At 44.5% G+C, this 22,310-nt stretch carries 21 protein-coding genes; 7 read left to right on the top strand and 14 right to left on the bottom strand.

All coding sequences use genetic code 11. From position 1 onward, the window contains the following. Positions 1-32: 32 nt before the first annotated feature. Complete coding sequence (locus tag C8R11_RS11755; protein ID WP_107795869.1) at positions 33-998, bottom strand: AraC family transcriptional regulator; 966 nt, start codon at positions 996-998, stop codon at positions 33-35. 1,068 nt (positions 999-2,066) lie between these two features. Between C8R11_RS11755 and C8R11_RS11770 the strand changes: the two genes are divergently transcribed. Then, the gene (locus C8R11_RS11770) at positions 2,067-2,321 is read left to right on the top strand and encodes a hypothetical protein (protein ID WP_107795872.1); all 255 of its coding nucleotides are present in this window, start codon (positions 2,067-2,069) and stop codon (positions 2,319-2,321) included. Between the two features lie 568 nt (positions 2,322-2,889). On the opposite strand, the gene C8R11_RS11780 is transcribed toward C8R11_RS11770, so the two are convergent. After that, positions 2,890-4,083 carry a porin gene (locus tag C8R11_RS11780; RefSeq protein ID WP_107795874.1) on the bottom strand — a complete coding sequence of 398 codons (1,194 nt, stop codon included), beginning with the start codon at positions 4,081-4,083 and terminating at the stop codon, positions 2,890-2,892. A gap of 395 nt (positions 4,084-4,478) precedes the next feature. Between C8R11_RS11780 and C8R11_RS11785 the strand changes: the two genes are divergently transcribed. The 3 genes from C8R11_RS11785 to C8R11_RS11795 all read left to right on the top strand — a co-directional run bounded on the left by C8R11_RS11785 (position 4,479) and on the right by C8R11_RS11795 (position 7,197). Continuing rightward, complete coding sequence (locus tag C8R11_RS11785; RefSeq protein ID WP_244907654.1) at positions 4,479-5,864, top strand: hypothetical protein; 1,386 nt, start codon at positions 4,479-4,481, stop codon at positions 5,862-5,864. Between the two features lie 128 nt (positions 5,865-5,992). Further along, positions 5,993-6,583: an SCO family protein gene (locus C8R11_RS11790; protein ID WP_244907655.1), complete on the top strand. Its 591-nt coding sequence runs from the start codon at positions 5,993-5,995 to the stop codon at positions 6,581-6,583. 2 nt (positions 6,584-6,585) lie between these two features. Beyond that, on the top strand, positions 6,586-7,197 hold the full coding sequence (locus C8R11_RS11795) for a DUF1292 domain-containing protein (protein ID WP_107795875.1): 612 nt from the start codon (positions 6,586-6,588) through the stop codon (positions 7,195-7,197). 94 nt (positions 7,198-7,291) lie between these two features. Here C8R11_RS11795 and C8R11_RS11800 read toward each other — a convergent pair whose 3' ends face one another. Next, positions 7,292-8,620, bottom strand: coding sequence for a DUF3422 family protein (locus C8R11_RS11800; RefSeq protein WP_107795876.1), 1,329 nt, complete (start codon positions 8,618-8,620; stop codon positions 7,292-7,294). Positions 8,621-9,019: 399 nt separating this feature from the next. Here C8R11_RS11800 and C8R11_RS11805 point away from each other — a divergent pair, with 399 nt between their 5' ends. After that, a complete protein-coding gene (locus C8R11_RS11805; protein WP_107795893.1) occupies positions 9,020-9,568 on the top strand; it encodes a CIA30 family protein in 549 nt (182 codons plus the stop codon). Between the two features lie 25 nt (positions 9,569-9,593). Here the strand turns inward: C8R11_RS11805 and C8R11_RS11810 are convergent, their stop codons facing one another. The 3 genes from C8R11_RS11810 to C8R11_RS11820 form a co-directional block, all read right to left on the bottom strand. After that, on the bottom strand, positions 9,594-11,927 hold the full coding sequence (locus C8R11_RS11810) for an archaeosortase/exosortase family protein (RefSeq protein WP_107795877.1): 2,334 nt from the start codon (positions 11,925-11,927) through the stop codon (positions 9,594-9,596). 46 nt (positions 11,928-11,973) lie between these two features. After that, positions 11,974-12,222: a hypothetical protein gene (locus C8R11_RS11815; protein WP_107795878.1), complete on the bottom strand. Its 249-nt coding sequence runs from the start codon at positions 12,220-12,222 to the stop codon at positions 11,974-11,976. 603 nt (positions 12,223-12,825) lie between these two features. Then, a complete protein-coding gene (locus C8R11_RS11820) occupies positions 12,826-13,311 on the bottom strand; it encodes a CDP-archaeol synthase (protein WP_107795879.1) in 486 nt (161 codons plus the stop codon). A gap of 968 nt (positions 13,312-14,279) precedes the next feature. Between C8R11_RS11820 and C8R11_RS11830 the strand changes: the two genes are divergently transcribed. After that, entirely contained in the window at positions 14,280-15,062 is a 783-nt protein-coding gene (locus C8R11_RS11830) for a PEP-CTERM sorting domain-containing protein (protein ID WP_107795881.1), read from the top strand. A gap of 141 nt (positions 15,063-15,203) precedes the next feature. Here C8R11_RS11830 and C8R11_RS11835 read toward each other — a convergent pair whose 3' ends face one another. From C8R11_RS11835 to C8R11_RS11845, 3 genes are all read right to left on the bottom strand, one after another. Continuing rightward, on the bottom strand, positions 15,204-16,253 hold the full coding sequence (locus C8R11_RS11835) for a methyltransferase (RefSeq protein WP_107795882.1): 1,050 nt from the start codon (positions 16,251-16,253) through the stop codon (positions 15,204-15,206). Between the two features lie 30 nt (positions 16,254-16,283). Further along, the gene (locus C8R11_RS11840; RefSeq protein WP_107795883.1) at positions 16,284-17,192 is read right to left on the bottom strand and encodes a ThiF family adenylyltransferase; all 909 of its coding nucleotides are present in this window, start codon (positions 17,190-17,192) and stop codon (positions 16,284-16,286) included. 244 nt (positions 17,193-17,436) lie between these two features. Next, the gene (locus C8R11_RS11845) at positions 17,437-18,507 is read right to left on the bottom strand and encodes a hypothetical protein (RefSeq protein WP_107795884.1); all 1,071 of its coding nucleotides are present in this window, start codon (positions 18,505-18,507) and stop codon (positions 17,437-17,439) included. A gap of 415 nt (positions 18,508-18,922) precedes the next feature. Between C8R11_RS11845 and C8R11_RS11850 the strand changes: the two genes are divergently transcribed. Continuing rightward, complete coding sequence (locus C8R11_RS11850) at positions 18,923-19,111, top strand: hypothetical protein (protein WP_146159109.1); 189 nt, start codon at positions 18,923-18,925, stop codon at positions 19,109-19,111. A gap of 309 nt (positions 19,112-19,420) precedes the next feature. Here the strand turns inward: C8R11_RS11850 and C8R11_RS11855 are convergent, their stop codons facing one another. The 5 genes from C8R11_RS11855 to C8R11_RS11870 form a co-directional block, all read right to left on the bottom strand. After that, positions 19,421-19,930, bottom strand: coding sequence for a DUF1269 domain-containing protein (locus C8R11_RS11855; protein WP_107795886.1), 510 nt, complete (start codon positions 19,928-19,930; stop codon positions 19,421-19,423). A gap of 193 nt (positions 19,931-20,123) precedes the next feature. Next, positions 20,124-20,582, bottom strand: coding sequence for a ferritin-like domain-containing protein (locus tag C8R11_RS11860; RefSeq protein WP_219908595.1), 459 nt, complete (start codon positions 20,580-20,582; stop codon positions 20,124-20,126). A gap of 3 nt (positions 20,583-20,585) precedes the next feature. Beyond that, positions 20,586-20,789, bottom strand: coding sequence for a hypothetical protein (locus C8R11_RS16505; RefSeq protein WP_219908596.1), 204 nt, complete (start codon positions 20,787-20,789; stop codon positions 20,586-20,588). A 57-nt stretch (positions 20,790-20,846) separates the two neighbouring features. Then, entirely contained in the window at positions 20,847-21,083 is a 237-nt protein-coding gene (locus C8R11_RS16510) for a ZIP family metal transporter (protein WP_219908597.1), read from the bottom strand. Between the two features lie 253 nt (positions 21,084-21,336). Next, on the bottom strand, positions 21,337-22,310 hold a 974-nt coding region (locus C8R11_RS11870), incomplete at its 5' end, for an IS1380 family transposase (RefSeq protein ID WP_107795887.1).

Here is a 22,310-nt window from a genome sequence, read left to right on the forward strand (position 1 = left end):
CATTATGGAAAATGTTGCTGCAAATGGTTGTGCTATGGTGTAAATTTATTTCGTAATTCTGTGGGCGTCATTCCAAAGTGAGTTTTGAAAGCGCGGTTGAACCAGGAAAGGTTGTTGAAACCCATATCAAACGCCAGTGCGCTGATGCTGTAGCGGGTATACAGCGGATTGTGCAGCTGACAACATATCCGTTGCAGGCGCAATTTGGTGACATATTCACTAAAAGTAGTTTTCTCGGTGCGAAACAGTGCCCGTATATACTGTGCAGATACACCTTGACGTATGGCTACCTGATTGATTGTGAGATCGCTATCGGCAATATGCGTTTCTATATCGTTCTTGATTGTTTTGAGTCGTGCGAGACGTGTATTGCGTCCGTTCGCGATTTCGAGTACTTCGCGTTTTGCATTGAGCAGTAGTGCGGTCATGTCCTGTATCTGCGAAGAAGCCAATGAAACAATGCCAGCAGGCAAGCCATTTTCTCCCAGCTTTATCAGCATGTTAAGATAACCTGTGAGCAGGCCTAATCCTGGCGTGGTTGACATGGTTATTTTTTTTATCAATGGCGTAATCAAATTCGAGATTCCTGATGTAATGAGTACTTTGGATACATCGATGACTGCAAGAAATATTGTGCCAGCCGTATGTATGTGAAGAACCGGATTACTCGACATCAGTAAGGCATCTCCGGGAAGGCAATATAGAGGATCGTCACATCCGGATCTGATAACAGAAGGGCCGTTAACAGATATCAGCAGCGACAAATCTTCCGGATTGCGATCAATTGTAATATGAGGGCGCGGGTGGTGTCGGTATGGCGTAGTTGCGATTTCATAAATTTTCAAATTTGGCAATAATTGTGCAATCAGCTTTACACTGGAAGATTGGCCAAAGTTGAATTCATGGGCCAATTGAATAATGGGGGCGCACGCTTTAGGTGGCAAATGCAAGCGCTTCTTGCCGGGGAAATCCAAATAGGTATTTTTGAATAAATCCATTAATTATTGTCAGCTTACCGAAAAGTGTAAAAATTATTCTTGAATACTGAGCCTGTAGCGTTTTTGTTAACTAGAATAGCGCTTGTCAATCAAGGTAAAGTTTTTTTCTGTGTATCGCGAACAGGTCGGCCAGGGCATGGTGTGTGCAATACTCGCCAGCTTGCAGATATGTCGCAATTTGTATCAGTATGTGGCGTTGGATTTTTTTGTGTGTGTATTTGCGAGCCTTGTATTAAATGTTTTTGATATGTATTTCGACAAAATTAAAAATAGATTTGATAAAATTGGCTTATGTTAAAAGACAAGCAATTTTTATGCCATTTTTCATGGTCGTTACAGGAAACCAAGTGCTGACAATGAACAGGATCAAAAAAAAATCTTGAAAGGCTGGGTAGATCGAATAATTGTTACAGTAATGTGTCAATAATTAAAAATTTCGACACTTTTTCACTCTTAATTACACCGATTAACATGGGGTAAGCAGCATGTATTGTTTCAAAAGTTAATTCATGACATTGAAACATATGAATTTTATAACATCCAGCTGCGACAAATTGTCGCAGCTGATCAAAATGAATTGTGTAAAATTTCTCGACAAATATGAAGTTTGAGTTTGAAAACGAATGACATATCTTTTTTAGAAATCAAATTTATATTTATCAGTTGGTTGAAAGACGATCTGCGTGACCGCTGCGGCGTTAAAAACATGCTAAAAATGTGCATAAACGCCGTTTTTTGTTCGGTACATACTGTGCTTTCGCCCTCCAGGCCGGCTTCCAGCCGTTCAAAATCCATTTCCAGCAATTTTCTCACTTGTTTCTGTTTTGCATCGGTTGATTCGAAAACGTCAACGCCCTGTCGTACTCAGTAACAGGCTTTGTATGGCGCAGAAAAAACATGATGACTTTGCGATTATGTGATCTTTGCAAAGCTGGTCATTACATCAATTTTTCACAAAACATTAAAATAACTTTCATTGTTTAGACATAAACAATGAGTAAAGTATGCCCCTGTATCATCATTGGTCTTTTATAGAGACTTATCTTTAATACATACGAGGTATATATTATGAAATACGGTAAAACTTCAGGGATTATTGCAATTTTTACAGTGTTGGTTTTGATGACAAGTGGCGTGTCATTCGCAAAAGGCGATACTGTGGCTAAGGAAAATCTTCGACAAAATGCGGTTGGAATAGCAACGAGTTCTAATGGCATGCAAAATATAAAGAACAAACTTATAAAGCTGCAAAGAGATTCTCAATCATTCTTCCCAATAGATAATATAGCAAACAAATACAAAAATAAGTTGGGCGCAAAGTAAATATCATTTAAATCTATAAAATAATAATTGACTGAGGTTTCTATGCACTAACTTCTGATAATTGTATTTTTGTTATCTTTTATTTGCATTTTTTACTCTAAAATGATGGAGAGAAGCTTCCGCCTCCTTCATTTTTTTTGCCCAGATTTTCATTCGGAAATAATCTCTGATTGAAGGTCTGGTTTTTTTTTTGCAATGCATCATTGGCTGTTTTTTTCTGAAGCTAATTTTAAAAGGCTTAACAGTCATTCTCAGTTTCCAGGCAGTCTGATCATGTGCAAATATTGAGATGAACGCAAAGGGACTTTCCATGTGACTGCTTTCTGCAGTCAGCGAATTACTGTCAGTTCGAGATTGAGTGTGTATTGATCGAATAGCCCCGTGACATACACTGTTTTCAAAGCAACAGTAAGCGGATGACTTTTCTCGATGGCATATATATAGCCAGTTGCAAGTATGTTTTTATTGACCCAATAAATTTTTTCTTATCCTTTCTTTAAGAGTTAATTTGTTACGTTTGATTCCGCGGCAGTCAATTACCCCCTGCACAGGGGGTATTTGAACCCGGCTAAAAAAGATGGCGCAATCCAACTGTCCAGGTATTGCGGTCGCGGTCTACTGTTTCATTATGATTGATGACATTTACCCGTTGGTAACCGCCGAACAAATTCGTTCGTTTGCTCAAGTGGTAAAGTCCTCCAATTGTATAGCTTTTAGCTGCACGACGCTTAAAGACGCTGGTGCCATGTGCATCAGTCATGCCTCCTTGCGCTACAAGCGTTGCATTGCCCATTTTATATTGACCGCCAACATACCAGATGTTGCCGTCACCGCCTGCGTTCATTGCAGAGTTGCATTGTCTGGTTGCAACTTGACCGATCGCACCTAAAGCGGCGGCATCCGAACAGGTAGCGGCACCTATTGCATCGCTGATAAAGTCATATTGACCCTGGATCTGGACGTTTTTGTAAGACCAGACGCCGCCGATACGGCCGACTTCTTCTGTTTTTAAATTAACGGCCGTGATTCTTTTTTGCGCGGTACTGACATTGTCTCTGGAATATCCGCCGAACACCTCAAATTTATGCTCATGAAAATCCCAAACATATTTTGCAGCAAACTGAACATCCCACTCGCCGTCTTCACCGCCTGTTTCACCAATATTGCCGCCATGGCCACCGAGCACGCCGCCAAGATTGGCTTCCAGTTTTTCTGAATCGCCGGGCATCAGCAAGGCGGCAAACGAAAAACCGTTGAATTCAGCCGATGTAAAACGAACAACGCTATTGACGGCCGAATATGCGCCTGCGCCCAGTCCATTTGCGCTGGCAATCATTGTGCCGCCGCTACCGGCAGCCTGCAGGGTCGTATAGACCAGGGGATCAATTGTCCAGCCGCCGGCAAAATCGGCAAATGGTGAGTGCGTGCGGCCAATTTTTAAGGTGCCTATAGCATCGTTATTGATTCCGACAAAGATTTCACGGCTGCCCTGTGCCGAGCCATTTGTATCGAAACCGAAATCAATCATTGCCATTGCCTGAAAACCATTGCCCAGGTTCTCGAATATACGAAAACCCCATGACGAAAAAAAGGTCGGGTCGTTAATTAAGGATTGACTTGAATAGCCTTCGATATTGATGTGGCTGTATTCGGACTGAATTCGGCCGACTAGAGACATTTTTGTTGTCGTTGCAAATGCAGATCCCGCGGTCGTCAATGCAAAAATGCCGGTTAATGCCGCAGATATCAACGTCTTACTCATAATAAATCCCTTTGTATATAAATATTTAATCAATATGAAACTTAAGTGTTATGAACATGTAATAAAGCGCTTCTACAATCTTGCCGTGTCTGTGCAGGTAAGAAGGTATATCTCAATCGTTTCATTTTCATGAAAGCAGGGGGTGGCACGATAAAACATTGAGGTTTTAAGTGATGTGAGAAATCTCACAGCGATAAAGCGCCCGGTCTCATTAACATGCGGGCTTTCAATGCTGTGTATTTGCCTGGAATTGATCTGGATGCATCAGATCAATATCGGGTTGTTGTAAATCGGAAGGTGCGGCATACGCTTCTTTCGATCTGGTTTCTTGACGCATTGAAGCTCATACATTTCAATGTGTTAAGAATTTAATATTAATCTTGGAGGAAAATTTAATGGTTTCAACAATGAAACGCAGACGTATGGTTTCAATAACAGTTGCATGCGTACTGGCGTTATCAGCAGGTTCTGTAAGCGCTGAAAATTTTGATGATGACGAAGGTGAAACACATTTTCGGAGTGCACAATATCCAAACTATCAATATCCGAATGTTTATAACAATTACCTGCAGCCTGTCGTAACCGCCATTGACTATCACACTCGCGTGCTCTATCTGTTTAACTATGAGACTGATAAGTTGATTATTGTCGATCCAGCCAGTATTGCCGGCTGGCCAGGGGATTTGCCGTTACAACATACAGGCATATTGCCGGGAGCAGATGTCATCTATGTCACTACCGATAATACCGAATTGCATTCGTCCTACATCATTGCATTGAAAGTAGATCATATCGACTGGGACGCAGGTTCAGCTTCGCTTTCGCTGGAATCGGTGTTGGCGGCGGACAGCCCGAATACGCCAGCCGAGCTGCCATTTGTCGAGCCGGTGAATGATGTTCAAGACGTGCCCAACTGGATTGTGGGCAGAGGAACCCAGCTGCATGGCTTTACACTGTTGCCTTTCACAAAATATGCTTATCTGGCTGAATGGACTGCGGACAGAATGCGCGTCATTGATCTTGAGACGAATGATTTTGCAAGCGCAGACCCTATCACTATTCCAGGTTATACCGAACAAACACATGGTGTTACCTTTAATAAATCAGGCACTATCGGTCTTGGTACGGGATATTTTTTTGATAACAGTGTGATCGATGTTTATGAGCCCAACAGAGCAACCGGCGATCTGCAGGTGGTCGGTCAGATCCAGCTGGGTAATGAAAAAAGACATGCGGCGTTTACCCATTATGTGTACTGGCTGGATGAACGGTTTGCGCTGACTGCTTCAATGCAACTGGACAAAACTTCGTTGACACCATCCACTACTAAAAGAATTATTCCACCAAGTGTGTGGTTATTGGATACGCTGGAGGGAACCGCGACGAAAATTATCAGACACACTAAACGTGTTAATGGTCAGGGTGTTTTCCGTTCACCTTCCGACCTGGCTGTTATCAATGGCAAACTTTATCTTGCCGAGGAAGATTCGATTGATCCCACATTTGGCGAAGATGGCTATATTTCAATTTGGGATTTAACCGATCGTTATAATCCGCGTTTTATCAAGCGCATGAAACCCGGGCGCGATCTGCCGGAGGGTTACGCTGTTGCGCATACCATCAGCCCAACGCCTGATAATCGCCATTTGATAATAGGAAGCTGGGTTTCCGGCTATGTGCTTAAGCTCGATACATGGACCGATACCATTGTTAAGGTCTGGGGTCCTGCAGACGGCCTTGTGCAACCCCACGGCCTCTTTTCAGCAGGCGGTGACCGTTAATCATTTTTATTAATTAACTGTTCGGCCCATCTGCGCTTGCCTGTGTACATTTGCAGGCAAGTCCAAGGTGGGCCGTTTAGACGATACAACAGAATGACTGCCAAAATGAACAATAAGGAGAAATTAACTTGAAAAGATACGTTTTAGATAAGCACAGTACCGGGGTAGTGGTTATGATATTTTTATTTTTTATTCAGATCGATATCATGGCTGCACCGCTTGTTCTGCCCCGACCTGTTCCGCTTCAGGCGGAAACATTTGCGCACCTGCAGCAAGCGCATGCGAATGAAAACAGCCAATGGCAATTGGTGGTTTTTGGATTTACCCGCTGCAAGGATATTTGTCCCATGTCGCTTGCTAACCTGGCTATGCTTATTCAAGCCGCCGAAGATGAAAAAATCAAATTGAACGGTACATTCGTATCCATTGATCCTGACAGGGACTCCGTCGGCGCACTATCGAGTTATACAGAAAGATTCGGAACCGATATCGCTTATTTACGTTTTGAAGATGAAGAGCTGGCGAAATTTAAAACTGCGTTTGGTGTCGAAGTTGCCTTCTATACAAAAAATGCGGGCAATCAACAGAATTATCAGGTCGATCACAGTACCACCGCCTTCTTAATTGACCCGCAAGGCAGAATAAAAATAATGTTTGACGCCGTAAAGGATGCCACCAGCGTGGCAAAATTATTTCATGACAAAAGGGAGTTATTTTGAGAATGAATTGGATTGCCATGTTATTCATGCAATTGCTTTTGATGGCCGGACCGGTGTCTGCCATGCAGATCGAAGCGGATCCGCGCACCATCATTTCTTTTATGGATAAATCTTTGTCGCCAGAATTGGATATTCTACGTGTGACAACGGACATTACGCCGGATAATCACCTCGTGTTCCAGGTAAAAACCAAAGACGAAAGAATAGAAGGGGAGGGTAGCGATTATTTGCTTTTAAACATTCAGCACGAGAAAAATTACGTGCTTCTAATTCCATTGAGCAAGGCAAAAGGCGACAATATCCGGGTGTATGAAGGCGCGCCTCAACCGGGAACTGAGTTGACATCGATTAAATTCGAAGAGTCCAGTATAAACAAATTGCACGAAGGCTTTGATGCAAGACATATATCCCGGGGGGCAGAATTTATAGTACCGCTCGAGTGGATTAATTTCGGTGCTGATTTTGGTTTTGATGCGTATACTGTTCGAGCTGAGATCGTAGACAATGCATTGTTAATCAGTAAAGTATACGACCAGGCAAGAAAAGGGCGCGCTGCAGTAAAACAGATATCTGCAATTACATTGCTAAATAACATTTGTTCGCCAAAGAAATAATGGATATATGGTGCTTGCCTGAAAAAATGGGGGATGTGTGATGGCTATACAGGCGAAACGTATAGATCCTGTTCAGAAATACCTGGTTCGTGCGTCAATTCAGCTTTAGGAATTTATCGTGTATGCGGCGCGTTATGTACCATACAGCCCAGAGTACAACCGGAATCATGACACCGGCAACCATCTCTGGATAAATCGGCAAACCAGCAGCCTTGCCCGCCTTGGCTAAATATAACACCAGGCTGACCACGTAATATGAGATAGCCGCGATTGATAAGCCTTCCACTGTGCTTTGCAGTCGTAACTGCAATTCCTGTCCGCGCGTGAGCTTTGCAAGCAATTGTTGATTTTGTGCCTCGGTGATGATGTCAACACGTGTGCGCAGCAGGTCGCTGGTTCGTGAAATACGCTCAGAGAGAGAGACCATGCGCTGCGCAGTAGCTTCAACTGTGGCTATAGCAGGCGAAAGACGACGCCCCATAAATTCACCAATCGTTTGCGTACCGGGTATAGCTTTCTCTCTTAATTCGCTAATGCGTTGCGTCACCAGTTTGTCATAGGCACGGGTGGCTGCAAAGCGATACATATGCTCGACAGTTGCCCGCTCAATACGGACAGCCAGTGAAATCAGCTTGTCGAGCAATTCCTGTTCGGAGACGGCTTTGTTTTCTAACTGGGCCGTAATATTCGCTAGTTGTTGTTCGGCATTACTGAGCTCTGGAATCAGCTGCTTCGCAATGGGTAAGCCCCGCAGCGCCATCAGCCGGTAAGTTTCTATTTCGAGCAGGCGTTGGGCAGCGCGTCCCGCCCGTGACTCGGAGGTCTCGATTGGTGCAACCACCAGCATACGTTCAAAACCACTGTCACGCAGCATGAAATCTGTTACTGCGAGTGAGTGACTGTTTCTGCCGGCGAGGGAAGCCACCACGGGGCGTTCCCCAAACCAGCTGCGTGCCAGCGTCAGTACTTCCTCTAAGCGATCAAGGTCACCATGTACCATAGCCAGTTTAATGGCGGCAAAGGTCCGGCCCGGAATGCCCCCTAACCATCCCTCTGGTAAGGACAGGGATGAGAGTAATTCAGGGTCTGTGGCGCCCAGTTGCGCGTTCTCGGGTAACTGTTGCACAAGCGTGTAACGTGTGAACTCGGTATGGCGTTCCCACCGTACGGTATAGTTCTGCAGTTTCAGCCGCAGAAAGTTGTTCTGTAAGTGATCGATCGTCAGCGTTTCCTGGCCGGGAAGGCGGCGCAGGTGTTCCCACTCTTGCTCAAAGGTGACATCACCGTTGAATACCGCCGCGTAAACTACCAGTGCAGGCAAGTGGATGCGTTGACTTGGGCGGGCGTGCACATGGTTGTGCAACACAATACGTTGCTGATCGTCAGGAGGTAACCAGTTGTGCGGAACAATATTAAAGTTCATGCGTAATGAAGAACAATAGTCCAGTTCAAATGTCTTGAATGTACCAAGTATGCGGCATCAGGTCAAAAATAAGTCGCTGGCAGTACATGCTATGCTGATACCTGGAAGTTATCCGGTGCGTAGCAATGCTACCATCAGTTCATTCCAGCTCATTAATGATTTTTGATTGTCTGCACAAACCATTGCGGCCATCCATAAGCAGGTCGAGTTATGCTCCAGCATTGATCTTGACAACGAATTTATGACTATTATCGATTGGCTGCTATTTATATCTGCATCAGATTTGGCTTATGTATAGTACACTCTAAAAAAACCATTAGCATATGAGATACAATGATTTTACATCTGCGAAACACGCGCCTTATACTGATAAACCTGTTTATAGCTATAGGTTTGTTGATGTGCATTTCAACCTGGAATATCGTTTTGGCAAAAGATTTAATTATTGATGACCGAACCAGTGGCAATTTAAGTTCCAGCCTGGGCACATCATGGCGGCTGGTCACCGATCAGGTCATGGGTGGCGTATCCAGTGGTAATTTGTCGCTGGATAATTATAAAGGCAGGGATTGTCTGCACCTGCACGGTGATGTCTCTACTGACAACAATGGTGGTTTTGTCCAAATAGCACTGAACCTGGCGGAAAATGGATCGTTTGATGCCTCTGCCTATGCAGGTATCGAACTCAGCGTTTCCGGTAACAATGAGCATTATAATGTTCACTTTCGTACAACTGAACTCTGGCTGCCGTGGCAATCATACCGCTTCAGCTTTAAAGCCACGCCAGAGTGGCAAACAATTCGTATCCCCTTTGCGAATATGGAAGCCTACAGAACAACAACAAAATTCCATCAAGACAAGCTCAGGCGCATAGGTCTGGTCGCTATAGGTAGAGCTTTTGAGGCTAATTTATGTGTGGCGTCGTTAAAATTTTATGTTGTGGATTGAGTCTGATAAATCATATTTAACACAGTTAAATATCTCTTGATTCGATCAGCCATTTATCCCAATTATTTTGACGATGAGCAGTTTGAATCTGCATGTAAGCATCGACAAGCTTCTCGAGAGCGGGCGGTTTGCCGGCAAAGAAGAAACTGATCAGCCCCGCTTTCTGATTGGCGCCTGTCAGTCGATTCCAGCCAGTTGCCACGCGATAAATTAATTTGGAGTCCGTGATATAGTTTCCGACATGATAAGCATAAAAGATGTGCTGAACATCGTCGCTACCGCTCCGATTCCAGGTTGTGTGCATGAAATTAATACAGTGTTCTTGCAAGCAGGCTAATCGGCTTGCAATATTGGCCTCACGCCAGTCATGGTTTCCTTTTGGAACAAGGCCGGACTCAGATAGTTTCTTATTACCCGGCAGAGCCTGCACAATCATTACCTCCAAATCGCTATCTAAAACCAAATTCAGTGTGCTGGTTTTGGTTTTTTCATCCACAACCCAGTTTATATTTGATTGAGCAGCAGAAAAGTTATCAGTGCTTACGAAAGCGAGTTCGGCGGAAGATGAGGGTGATTCCGCCTCCGAAATGCTCATTATTAACTGTGCCAGCCCAACTGTGCACACTACTAGCAAGCCCGCAACAAGCGGCATATAGCCTTTCATGCTCTGCCCTGAAAGCTGAGTTTTATCGCTGCAGGGTCTGTTACCTGTTTTAACCTCTGGTTGCAGGCGATAAACGGTCAGGAATAAAGCACCGAGTAGAAAAATCAGCGCGATTAACTGCATATCACCATGTTCTGCCAAACTCATTTGGGTACCGTTAATCCAATCCAGCCAGATAATCATATTAACGCGTAACACATTGGCGGCAATACCCAGCAAACCGCCAAGCAGAGCAAGGCCTATTACCTTTGACATGGAATGGTATAGCAAGGTGCCCCAACTGTAGGCGAGAAACATTGCCAGCATTACGAAAGTTAAACCAGAGCATGCCTCGATAACTACATAACGATTAGCGCCAATGTAAATTACGAAGCCGTCAATGCTATGAGGAAGGTTGGTGATATTGGCAAACCAGTCTATGGCCATAACTGTCAGGATTCGTAGCGGTAATTGCAGTACATCTCCTGAAGGAATCATAAAAAACAGCAGTGCGAATAAAGGAAATAACTGCCACCAAATGTGTCGGCCTACGACTGATATTAGAATGCCTTGTAATACCAATACGAAAGCAGCGTACATTCCCAGATTGATCTGTACTACAGCGGCGATCAGCCATAATATGATTGCGCCGGCAGTAACGGCGATCCCTAATGGATCAGCTTGCGGAGACAGGGCTAATAGCTCATCACGATAATGCCAGCCCAGTGCGTAAATTAGAAAAGGCAAAACCAGCCAGGCATATTGGTAGGGTTCTGAGGACGACCAGAGCGATACCAGGCTGACAAAGGTCGGCCACATGGTCAGGCTGGCTAATACCAAACCCATGCCACCATATAGTAATGCCTGCTGCCATTCGTAACTGAGCGCTGTGGTTTTTATCGATGGCAGTTCGGGCTGTATTTCGCGCACAGAAGAGGGCATGTTCTTTCTGTACAATACCGGTTGTAAGAGCGTTCTCAATAATGTCGTATCCCGTTTTTTGTGAAAGTATTCCAGCCCGAAATACGGAATATGTACATTGGCAGGATCAATATATGTGCCAAACAGTCGGTCCCATACAGTCAATATCGAGCCATAGTTACTGTCTGTTTGCTGCTGTGTGCTGGAGTGATGTATCAGGTGGACCGCAGGCGTAACCACCAGTATCCGAAGTGCTGAATCAAATACACTGGGAAACCGCAAGTTGGAATGGACCCATAGTGAGCTTGCTATTGCTGCAAGCAGATAGATGCCAACGCCTTCAGCTGGAAGACCTAGGGCAAACACCAGCATTAACGCCAGTGGTGTTGTTATCAGAGCTTCAAAGGGGTGATGCCTTTCTGCGGTGGTTACATCGATAAAAGTATCACTATGGTGAACAAGGTGTGCTCGCCAAAGCAGTGATACCTTGTGAAAGATGCGATGCTCCCAGTAGCGCCAGAAATCCAAGAGTAAAAACACCAACACAAACTGGCCTCCCAGTGGTATCTCCATGGAAGATAAAAAGCCATGCGGCTGCATTTCAGCTATGGCATAGGGGCCAACAGGAAAGCACAGCGCAAGCACAATACTCCCAATAACCAGGATCCCCAGATTAGTAGTCCAGCGACCGTTGCGCTTAATTCTTTGCCGTTGACATAATGGCACTCGCTCTAGCAGAAAAATGCCACCGCCAATGGAGAACAGCGTCACTACAAGTAGATTCTCGAAGACCATAGAGGTTGTACTTATGTATGTATAACAGTACGCCAGACTGTGAAAATTAGAGCTTTTTCTTGCGTTTTACCAAGTGAATGCCAACTGCCAGGCTGACAGCACCTATCCCCAATACGCCACCAATGGTGACCGGCAAAGCACTTCCCAATGCAATAGGAAGTATATTGCCCAATGTCTGTCCTAGCTGGATTCCTACTGGAATACCTACCGGCGTACCCAGTGCGCCACCGGCTATTGCGTGCCCCGATATCAATAGCAATATCGAGCTGATAAAAAGATTTCTACTCATATTCATACCTTAGATCCTCCTGATTTCGTTGCAGTTTAGTTCGATTTTTAAAAGCTTTTAAAGCACATTTCTTGTACAATGAAATCGTTTTGCTGACAGATCCTGACCGAAATGTACTTAATGGCCGTTCATTGACCAATGCAATAAACAACCCGGATACCAGTTTATTTGTGGCCTGTTGTCATGTCAAAATCCGACCGGATATGCAGTGAATTGACTGGCAAAACATCAGTCACATCACCCTCACCCATACTATTTAAGTAGCAATTAATAAATAAGTATCCTGAATGAACTAGACGCAATATTTATGCCAGATTAATATCTTATTGTTTATTAAGTTTTTTTATATCTTATTGATGTCGTTGAAAGAAAATTGTGTCAGAATTTTCGACAGTATTGAAATTCAACCGGTGAAGTTGGCAATGCATGTTCAATTAAATAGGATCTGTTAAGAGTGGATAAAAGTGCGCCAGCCAAGTTAACAAAGTAACAAAATCCGGAAATGATCGTGCCTGAATCCGCGACAGAAGAATGGCATCGAATTGATAGAAGATATCGTCATAAAAATGACTATGTGAATTTGCGTCGCAACGTATGTGACATACCTGTTCAATAGGGTCTTTTACGCACCCCGAGTTTAAATAGTAACCTGGACACGGTAAGCTCCAGAATAACAAAGAGCGAAACAAGATACAAAATATTTAGTGCAGTTAAATCAAATACCTGCATGACAAGCAAGGCTGGAAATAAAGATTCGGGAATCTGGTCGAGAAAAGGCGCCATGGAGCTCGGCCGCATGTCTAGCCGCCGTTTGATGAAGCTGGACAACAGATCGCCGGACATGGCGCCCGATGCGATCAGCAACCCTGTTTCTATGCTGTAACCCAGTAATAATGCAAACAGGGATGTGGTCACTATCGCGCCGATCAGCCCGCGCCATGTTTTGGAATTTCCCAGTAAACGCTTGTTATCAAAAAAAACATATCCGAAATCAACAGGGTAAATCATCCTGTTGCGTACCAGAAAGCGTAGCATTATGGGCGCGCCATTTGCAGTGATTATCAGTAACAGTAACTGTGGGAATTGCCAGTCCATGGAGAATGTTTAAGTGGGTTCGAAATTGATGTCGATCAGTTAATTATGACAATGTTTCGATCAAATGGAACATGTACGATAGAAATCATTTAAGCAGCATAGTCAAGATCCAACAAATACAAATGATTGAATAACAGCGTGCGACTGAAAAAAGGCTTGTGCACCCTGATTTCCGGCTGATTCAGATTCTTGTCTGAGAATTATAGGGGTATATTAAATATATATGTATATATGCGAGGTATTCGATCGCGCTATAAAAGTAATGTCGGTGAAGTTTACATGGTTACTGTCTTGTGTTTGACTTACTGGCCGGGTTTGTTAAATAATGATATCAGTCGGCTGTATATAAAATGTAATCAAAAAGAAAAGAATGGGTATTTTTTATGATCTGGGATACCTGTGGGTGTAGGTGTAGAAAATGCGATACGGGACGATCAACGGGCGCTGATAAAGCATGATACTGCGGATGACTTAATCTGCTGGCACCTGAATACCTGCTTAAGCAAAATGTTGTGCGCTTAAATATGTTTTTTGCCCAGGCAGAATGAATGTAGCTTAAGATTAATCTGGAAAAGCGGAAAAGTAGGTTTTGCTTTGTGTTGATTTGTCGGATATTTTGTTGTAACTGCATGATAAAAAGTTATTTCCTGTCGCCTGTGAAGCGCCACGTGTTTTATGGTTTTCTTGGGGATGACATCATTCGAAGGTGCTCATTTTCGCAGTTTGGGTACTACCGTAATGCTGGAACACGGAATAATAACAGGCATTTTGTCGAATTTTTTTACAGATTGGTTGTATTGAAAGAACAAGCATCGCTGCCAGGTTTTTCTTGTTGTTAATTTATTAATAATAAACATTGGGTTATGTGTGATTTTATTTTCTGGCACGGATCGTGCTTAAGTAATAGTGAGTAATTAAGATTTATACTTCTGGTAGACTTTATTCATATATTTAAATGGAGACATATTATGATTACCAATAAATGTAAAACAATGATGACAGTTCTCGGTGCAAGCTTTGCACTTCTTTACGGCGCTTCAGCAATAAGCGCGCCTGTACTTTTCTTTCCACAAACCTCTTTCGAGGATGACGATCTGGATTATGTTATCGATAACGATAACGATGGAAAAATCAGTGTCGGAGATGATCTGGTCGCTTATTTTAAAATAAACAGTACTTTTGACCCCAATATCAATAACTTCACACCTATACCGGGTGGTGAGTTAACGGGTATCGCCGAAATAACGGTAACTGGGTTTGCTGGCGGCGTCTTTACTTTTGGAGCGATGGCAGGTGGTGTGTTGGCAGGTAACGAAGTCATTAAATTATGGTTCGATAACGGTGTTGACACCTTTGCCCTGAATTGTGCAAATCAAGTAGCATGTGCCTCTGCCGCAACGAGTGGCGCGCACTACCTGACTGCATCCTTGGAAGCGGGTGACAGCTGGACCGCGATCGCTTTCCCAGGCGGAGATGATATCGCTACCGTAGCAGGAGGCGGATCGACTACGACATACGCAGTTGCCAATTTCAGCACAACAATTACGGCCAATCCATTTAATCTTCCGTTGCTAAGCAATAGCTTTATAGGTTCAGGCAATATTTTGGGAGGATCAGGTTTGACCAATGGCGCGACTGCAAGAAGCGACTTTGACTTTACTATAAATGTTCCAGAGCCTGGTATGCTGGCATTATTTGCAGTCGGTTTGTTGGGATTTGGTTTCGCAAACAATAAAAAGCGTCAAGCTTAAGCTGTATTGCTTCAAGTTCGCTAATATAATAAAAAGAATAGTAAATTAAAAAACCCGCGTAGACTTGGTCTACGCGGGTTTTTTTACTGCTATTGATGGTTGGTTGTGAGTTCTGCCGGTTTTTAAGCTGTGCGCGTTTCGTTATTTGGTGCCTACGATCAACCCATGATCCAGCGATAGATTGTGACGCTGTGTTTTTTGAAACCCGGCGTCCCGCATCCAGGATTCATATTCGTTCCATGTATAAAGCATGCCTAGCCCGGTTGCAATGGCAAGAAAATAGGGTGAGCCTATGGCAGCAGTCAGCGGGCCGGTCTCGTCGTCATGTTGCATCATATTAAAAATAGCGACCTTGCCATTCGGTGGCAGTGATTCATAACATTTCCTGAACAATTCTCTGTCTTTCTCTTCGCTCCAGATAGTGAAGAAGTGACAAAACATCAGGTAGTCAGCATCTTTGGGAAATGAATCATTAAAACAATTGCCGGCAACTGCATCGAGACGATCAGACAGGCCGTGCGCGGCGATATTTTCTTTGGCGATTTCGCATACGGTGGGTGAATCAAAAACCGTTGCTTTGAGATGCGGCCATCGCTTGGCCAGCGCAATAATATTCGTGCCATCACCACCGCCAACGTCTACCAGATGTTTCACATCGCTTAAATCCATAAATTGGACCATCTCGGCATTGGTTTGCACTGATAATTCCTGCATGGCTTCCTGAAATATCTTTTCCAGTTCAGGTTCATGTGCCAGCCGCTGGTAGAGCGTAGGTTCGTCTCCCGAAAATTCTTTTAAGCCAACATTCTTGTTTTCCCGAACTGCATCAAGCATCCAGTACAGACCCTTGTACATAACGCGATGTTGAAGTTCGACATAAGCGGTAATTTTTCTCGGGCTGTCTTGAACCAGAAACCGATTGGCTACCTTGCTGTTGGAATACTGATCCCCTTGTTTGTTCAGCAGCCCGGTCGAAATAAGGCCGAGTACAACAATCCGCAATGGTTGTTCCTGCAGATCGAGTCGTTTTGCTATCTCTTGGCGCGTCAAAGGACCTTCTTTGTTGAGTAAATCAAAAATACCGAGCTGTACGGCTGTTCGAAGCGTTTGAAAAAATATATGCCCTCCAAAAATCAGGCTCAAATGATTTATTTCAGCCGAATTTAAGGTGTCTTCTTTAGTTGGTTCCATGGTATTGCCTTCCTTTTTTGATAAAAAATACTAGGCGGACTGCGTTTTTTGCTTGATAAAGTTGACAAGCCAACGACGCTTAATATATTGCAGCGGACTCCGGTTTCCCCATATGAGGCGTCTTCGGACAAGACGTCCTCGATAAGCATCAAATTGGTGGTAATATGGAGCGCCATAAATGCGCCCCCGCCGCAAAAGAATTTTTAAAACTTCAGCAGCAATAACACCGGAAGATAAATGACAGGCTAACCCGGCAGATGGGCCGGTACGTTGCTTAATATTTATATAAGAGAGATCTATGTAGCTGCGATGCAGGCCAGCCGGAGCCATGCCTACTATATAGGCAGCAAACTTTTCAGTTGAATTTAAATGGTCCGAAAGATCAAAATAGCGATCAAAAGGCATATGCTCTGGTCCGAAAACAACCCATACTGTACTGAAGCCAACGGGACCTGCCCCTAATGCATAGATGCCTTTTTCGTATGCTTTCCGGTACAGCAGGCGACGGATATCGATTTCGAAAGCATCAATGCCATCAACCAGTACATCTGCACCCTCAAGGAAGTCATCTGCATTGTCCGGTCCGATCGGATCGGTGATTACCTTGATTTCTGCTTCAGGATTAATGTCCAGAATAATGTTTTGCATCACCTGTGCTTTGGAATGCCCGGCAGTGGAACACATTGCCCCGTACTGTCTGTTTATATTCCCGATTTCGAAGTCGTCAGGGTCTGCAATGGTAAATTTCGATATGCCCAGTCGGGCCAGCGTTACCAGGTTAACACCGCCTACGCCGCCAAGTCCTAAAATTGCTGCGCGACTTGTACGCAGTTTTTCTTGTTCCTGAGGAGAAATTAAACCCAGATTACGCGAGAAAGCCTTGTCATACGACCAGCTTGCTGCACTGCTTTCCTTAGATAACGGTTCATGTGCTTTCATTGGATTTTTAGTGTGATTGTATATATCATTTTTGGTTGCTTTCTCAATGCTGGTAAGGCGTAGCTTTTTTGCGTTGAGCGCAGTTTAATAAAAAAGCCTGATTTAACAATCGAAATGAGCTTTCGCCAAGGTCAAGCAGCATCAGCTACAGTTTTCATACGATCGCTATACCAGGTTTTTGTCATAGTTATGATTCGTCTGTGAATCAGAAATAACCAGAATAATCGGAATTAAAATTCCATTCTTAACCATTATTTTTGTCTAAATAATGGTTTAATTCATGTCGTCCGGTAGTTATCAACGATGGTTGTGCTTTTCCAATTCTGAAAAGCATCAGTGGCGTCATGCCATTATTCAAAATGGTTCTCCAGTTTTCAGCCAGTTCATTTTTTAAAGGGCCGGAGATGCCCTCTTTACAGGCCCCGTCTAAGGCATAAAGCGCAGAAGCCGGCATTGGCTGGAGCACACGATTCTGACTTGTCACCGCCAGCCAGAGACGCTGGAAGGCGCGCCCCGCATTAAGCACGGATTGATTATCGATAGATTCTGCAGCTAATAAACCCAAGTGGGGGGCTAGAGAGCAGGGAAGGTAACAAGCACGAAAACCAAGCATGTGATGCGAGCCAAACAGATTGGCCAGTTTCATTACTGACCAATGACGTAATGCAGAAAAAAGAAATCGCATCGGCGCCTCGACTTCCAGGGCGCCTGGCGGAAGTCCTTCCGTGCATGTGTTGTGCCAGCCGACATCAAAGCGCACAGCTGCAAACAATTCGCCGTGAAGTAAACGATTGCGAAAGCGTTCTGTTTCTGCAATGCGCATGAGGCGGAGTACTCGCTTGCGCTCTGGTGAATGATCGAACCAGATTGGCTTGTAAGTCGTTGAGTCAGTGCGACAGACTTCGTCTAATTCGTTGCGTTCGGTATTTGTCATGCCGGGTCCGGAAAAGCGTAGACGCCGATTAGTGTGGCGTAGCGGTATGACCTTCCATAAAGGATCAATCTTTGCCAGATCGGAGTGTAAACGGATTTCTGCAATAATGTGCGGCTGCACCGGATCAGGAAAGAGAAGCGTTTCTGTACCTATGCCAAATCGGCTGGCAGCAATTGTAAGATTTTCCAACAATGCACCGAGCGACATCAGTGTGAGCACCCTTTTATAGCCCTTTTCCTGTGGTAATTCATTTTCTGTATTGCAGACTCGGATGATGTTGCCATCAATCTGAAAACGGATTCGATGCTGGTTGTCCGCAGAAGGGGCTAGAATGGCGCTATTCAGAATAAAATCGAGTTGTTCCTGATCAGGATTGTTCATAGTCAATAAAAATTGAATTGAAGATAGATGTAAAAAAGACGGTTTTTCAGTATATTATCTTAGATTACCCATTTAGAAAAATTTCTGATAGAGAACTTTCGTGTCTTGTCAATTATTTTTATGCGCCGATTGGCAATCGTTAACATAGGATGTTGAATATTTGGAAATAATTAACCTTCACGAAGTTCGTGTTGCTTCAATTAATAACCCACTTTACTATATAGCCATAGACCCTGCTAGAAAATATTTAGCTTCGAATCTGTAGTGTGGTCAAGCAAATAGTCTGTTAGGGGCGCTTAAGCAAAATCGGATATCCAATAGCGGTTGGCTTTTTACACCAAAATTACGTGTGGAGATTGACTCAAAAAGTGACTGGCAATGTTTTTGCATGCGAGTTTGGGGGATGTAATTGACCGTGCTGATAAGCAAAGTCGGTTTCCACGACAGATTGCAATTGCATTCAGGTCAGCGCAGTCTGCAATACGATCGGCAGGAACAAGGCGGTAGCGGTCTTTTCTATTTGTGCGCCGAATACAATTTTCAGGAGGATTCAATCGGCAGTGCTGGCCCCGGTCAGTGGCTATACGCGCAGCTACTCCAATAATCATATCAACAAGGGGCAGATGTACTCGCGGGTGCGCACTCTGTTGTTTAGATATTTACTGCCGACTATGACATGAAGCGCAGCATTTTCTGCTTATCTGATTATACATTTAGTCTTGATCGCCTTGAGCCGGACGGTTCCGGCTTTGTTGGCAGCGATTGCCCAGTGGTGAATTAAATAGGCAGAACAAATCCAGAAAACCGCGCAGGCCTGATATTTCTACTGGGCACGAAATACTGTCATGCTTCACTACAACTCAAGGTTGACTTCGCTGGTTTTTACATGACCGCATGTCTCTCTTTTCCTTGGTCATGGAAATGCGGGTATTCGCGGTTCAGTTTGCTCGACTTCGACTTCAGGTATATGTTGCTTGACAAGTTTTTCAAGTTCATCGACACGTTCTGGAGGCACATCGGCCAATAACAGCATTTCACCGGCTTCAATCGCATCTTCAAATTCTTTAATGCGTCGATTGCCAACATTCATGCCCACCATTCCGCCGATCCAGGAGCCAACTCCTGCGCCTGTGAGTGTCGTTGCCAATAAAATACCCCCTGCAATAACGGTCGATGCGGGCGGTAATGCGACAGCAACCAGTCCGGCAAGCAGGCCTGTCGCGCCGCCAAGTGCAACACCTTGCTCCACGGCGGGAATAAAATCACTTTTTTGTAAGAGGTTGGCTTCCGGCAGATCTTCAAGTGGCGTGCCACGCTTAGCAATGACATGGAGATGTTTTTCTTCAATCCGGGCCAGCAGCAGTTCGTTGGCAATTTTTCTGGTGACGTTGATATCAGGTGCGAGAAAGTAAATTCTTTTCATGATGCGCTCCTTTGAGATGTTATAAATGAAAAAACAGAGTACTTCACGACCGTATCACTTTTTTGATATGTTCTTATACAACACCTGGTCAAATAAATGATATGCATCACAAACCACCTTATCAAAGACGATTGTATGAAACAATACGTGTAAATACCTAGAGGTGCATATTTAAGGCGAAATTATTTTGTGATCATTTCTGAATATTTTGATTGGGCTTTCTGCCGTGCATTTGCCTGCCGGTGACGGAACGTTGCGCGCAACGCTGGAAAGCGGGTAAATGACGTTGCTGTGAAGCCGCTTGAAGATTGCGCAGCACTGTCTGGATGTCCGGGTGGTTAGTGACTTTCAACAGACGGTCGTACATTTCGCCGTTTACAATCTCAGCCGCAGCACCCGCTTCACAGGCAGCCCGTAGACTGGCATACCGTTCAACTTTACCTGGCCAGGGGTTTTCGGGTATGGACAGACTATACTGCGTAAACAGTTCGCAAAGCGCACCGATATGGCGCGCCTCTGCTGCACGAATATTGCTGAACGGAGAAATATTGCCAAAATCAGCAATTACCTGATCATAAGTAGCCCATGCGCGATATTCGTCATCCAGTGCTTCATTGAGTGCGTCGATTTCCATGTCGGTCAAATCATGCATTGTTTAGCCTCCAATGTGAAAAAATGCAATGGTGCCGATGCCTGCGAGCAGCAGTAGAAGTTGCTTTAAAGCATCGGCGAGCGTGACCTGTCGATGTAGTCCAGGAATGAGGTCTGCAATAGCGATATAAATGAAACTGGCGGCTGAAAGCGCCAGGATATAAGGAGTTGCGGCATGCAATTCCCCTAGCCAGAAATAAGCCGCCAATGCACCGGGCAGTGTTGCTGCAGCAGATAGGCCGTTGAGTATTATTGCCTGTTTGCGCTAATATCCATTGTCGAGCAGGATCGCAAAATCACCAATTTCTTGCGGAACCTCGTGCGCAATAACGGCAAATGCAGTTGCTACGCCAAGTGGTATAGAAGTCAGAAAGGCTGCCGCAATCACAACCCCGTCAACAAAATTATGGAAGGCATCGCCAATCAGAATGAGGGGGCCGGCGTTGCCATGTACTTCGCAATGACTATCATGGCAATGATGCCAAAGGAGAAATTTTTCCAATGCAAAGAAGAATACGATGCCCGCTAGCCCGAATATTGCACGAACCTAAAAAGATAACGAAATTTTTATAATTTGAGGTCGAATGATGTTTTTCGGTTTTGATTCGTCATCATATTTATCCTGACTCAGAAAATATTTCAGCGTATTTTTCTGAAAATGCAGGTTAAGGCGTAACTTTACTGTATGTGAGGCGTAGTTTGCCCCCGTGTAGTTATTTCGCGCGGTAAAAATCAGCTTGAAAGGGAGAAAAGTGTTATCCAGGTGTTAATTTGGCTGCAACATGAAAGAAAAGTTGTTGGTACGGGCAACTGCTTGCAAGCAGCAGGCGAATGCGGCGGGTATTGCGCAAGATAACAGCACCGATCTTGATTAATTTCAAACGCAACGTGTTTACGTAGACATGTGCCAGTTCTGTATCTTTCAGCGCAACACGGCGTATTGTTTCTAACAGGATGTAAGCAAGGGAAGACAGTAACAACCGGAATTGATTTGCCCACCAGTAATGGCAACTGGTGCGGTCGGCAAACAAGGCCAGTTGTTGCTCTTTGATACGGTTTTCCATATCGCCGCGTGCGCAGTAAAGCTTGTCGTAGAGGTGTTGTGGCTCGCCTGTCAAGTTTGTCACAACGTAGCGTGAATTGTTGCCTTTGTCGGTGTGCTCGATTTTAGCGATGATGCGCCTTGGTTGATTCCAGCTTTTCGCGGCATAGTGCAGTTCGTCAAACTGACGTACTTTCTCGCTCGTTTGTTCAAAGTGCGATTCTGCTTTTTGCTGCCATTGCACGGTCATGGCGTTGAGCCGCTGGTTCTTGGCGATGCCAACAATGTAGCCAACATCATGGCGCTCACACCATGTCAGCATTTTATGGCGGCAAAAGCCACTGTCGCCACGAAAAATAATGTGAACCTCCGGCCAGGCTTTCCTTAACCGCTTCACCAGCAATGAAAGAATGGCCCAGGCATGTTTGGCCCCATCGATTTTGCTCGGCCGCAGGTAACTGACCAGCAACTGATCATGGCAGAAGACATACAATGGCAGACAACAGTAATGATCATAGTACCCATGAAAAAAACGGCCTTCCTGTTTGCCGTGAACGGCATCATCGGTCGCATCAAAATCCAGAATCAATTCTTTGGGCACACCGTCGAATGAAGCGATGAATTGTTCAACCATCACCTCGTGGATACGCCATGCCGCCAGGCTGTCCGAACGGTTTTCCCAACGGC

This window comes from Nitrosomonas aestuarii, from assembly GCF_003046585.1.
Classification (GTDB): domain Bacteria; phylum Pseudomonadota; class Gammaproteobacteria; order Burkholderiales; family Nitrosomonadaceae; genus Nitrosomonas; species Nitrosomonas aestuarii.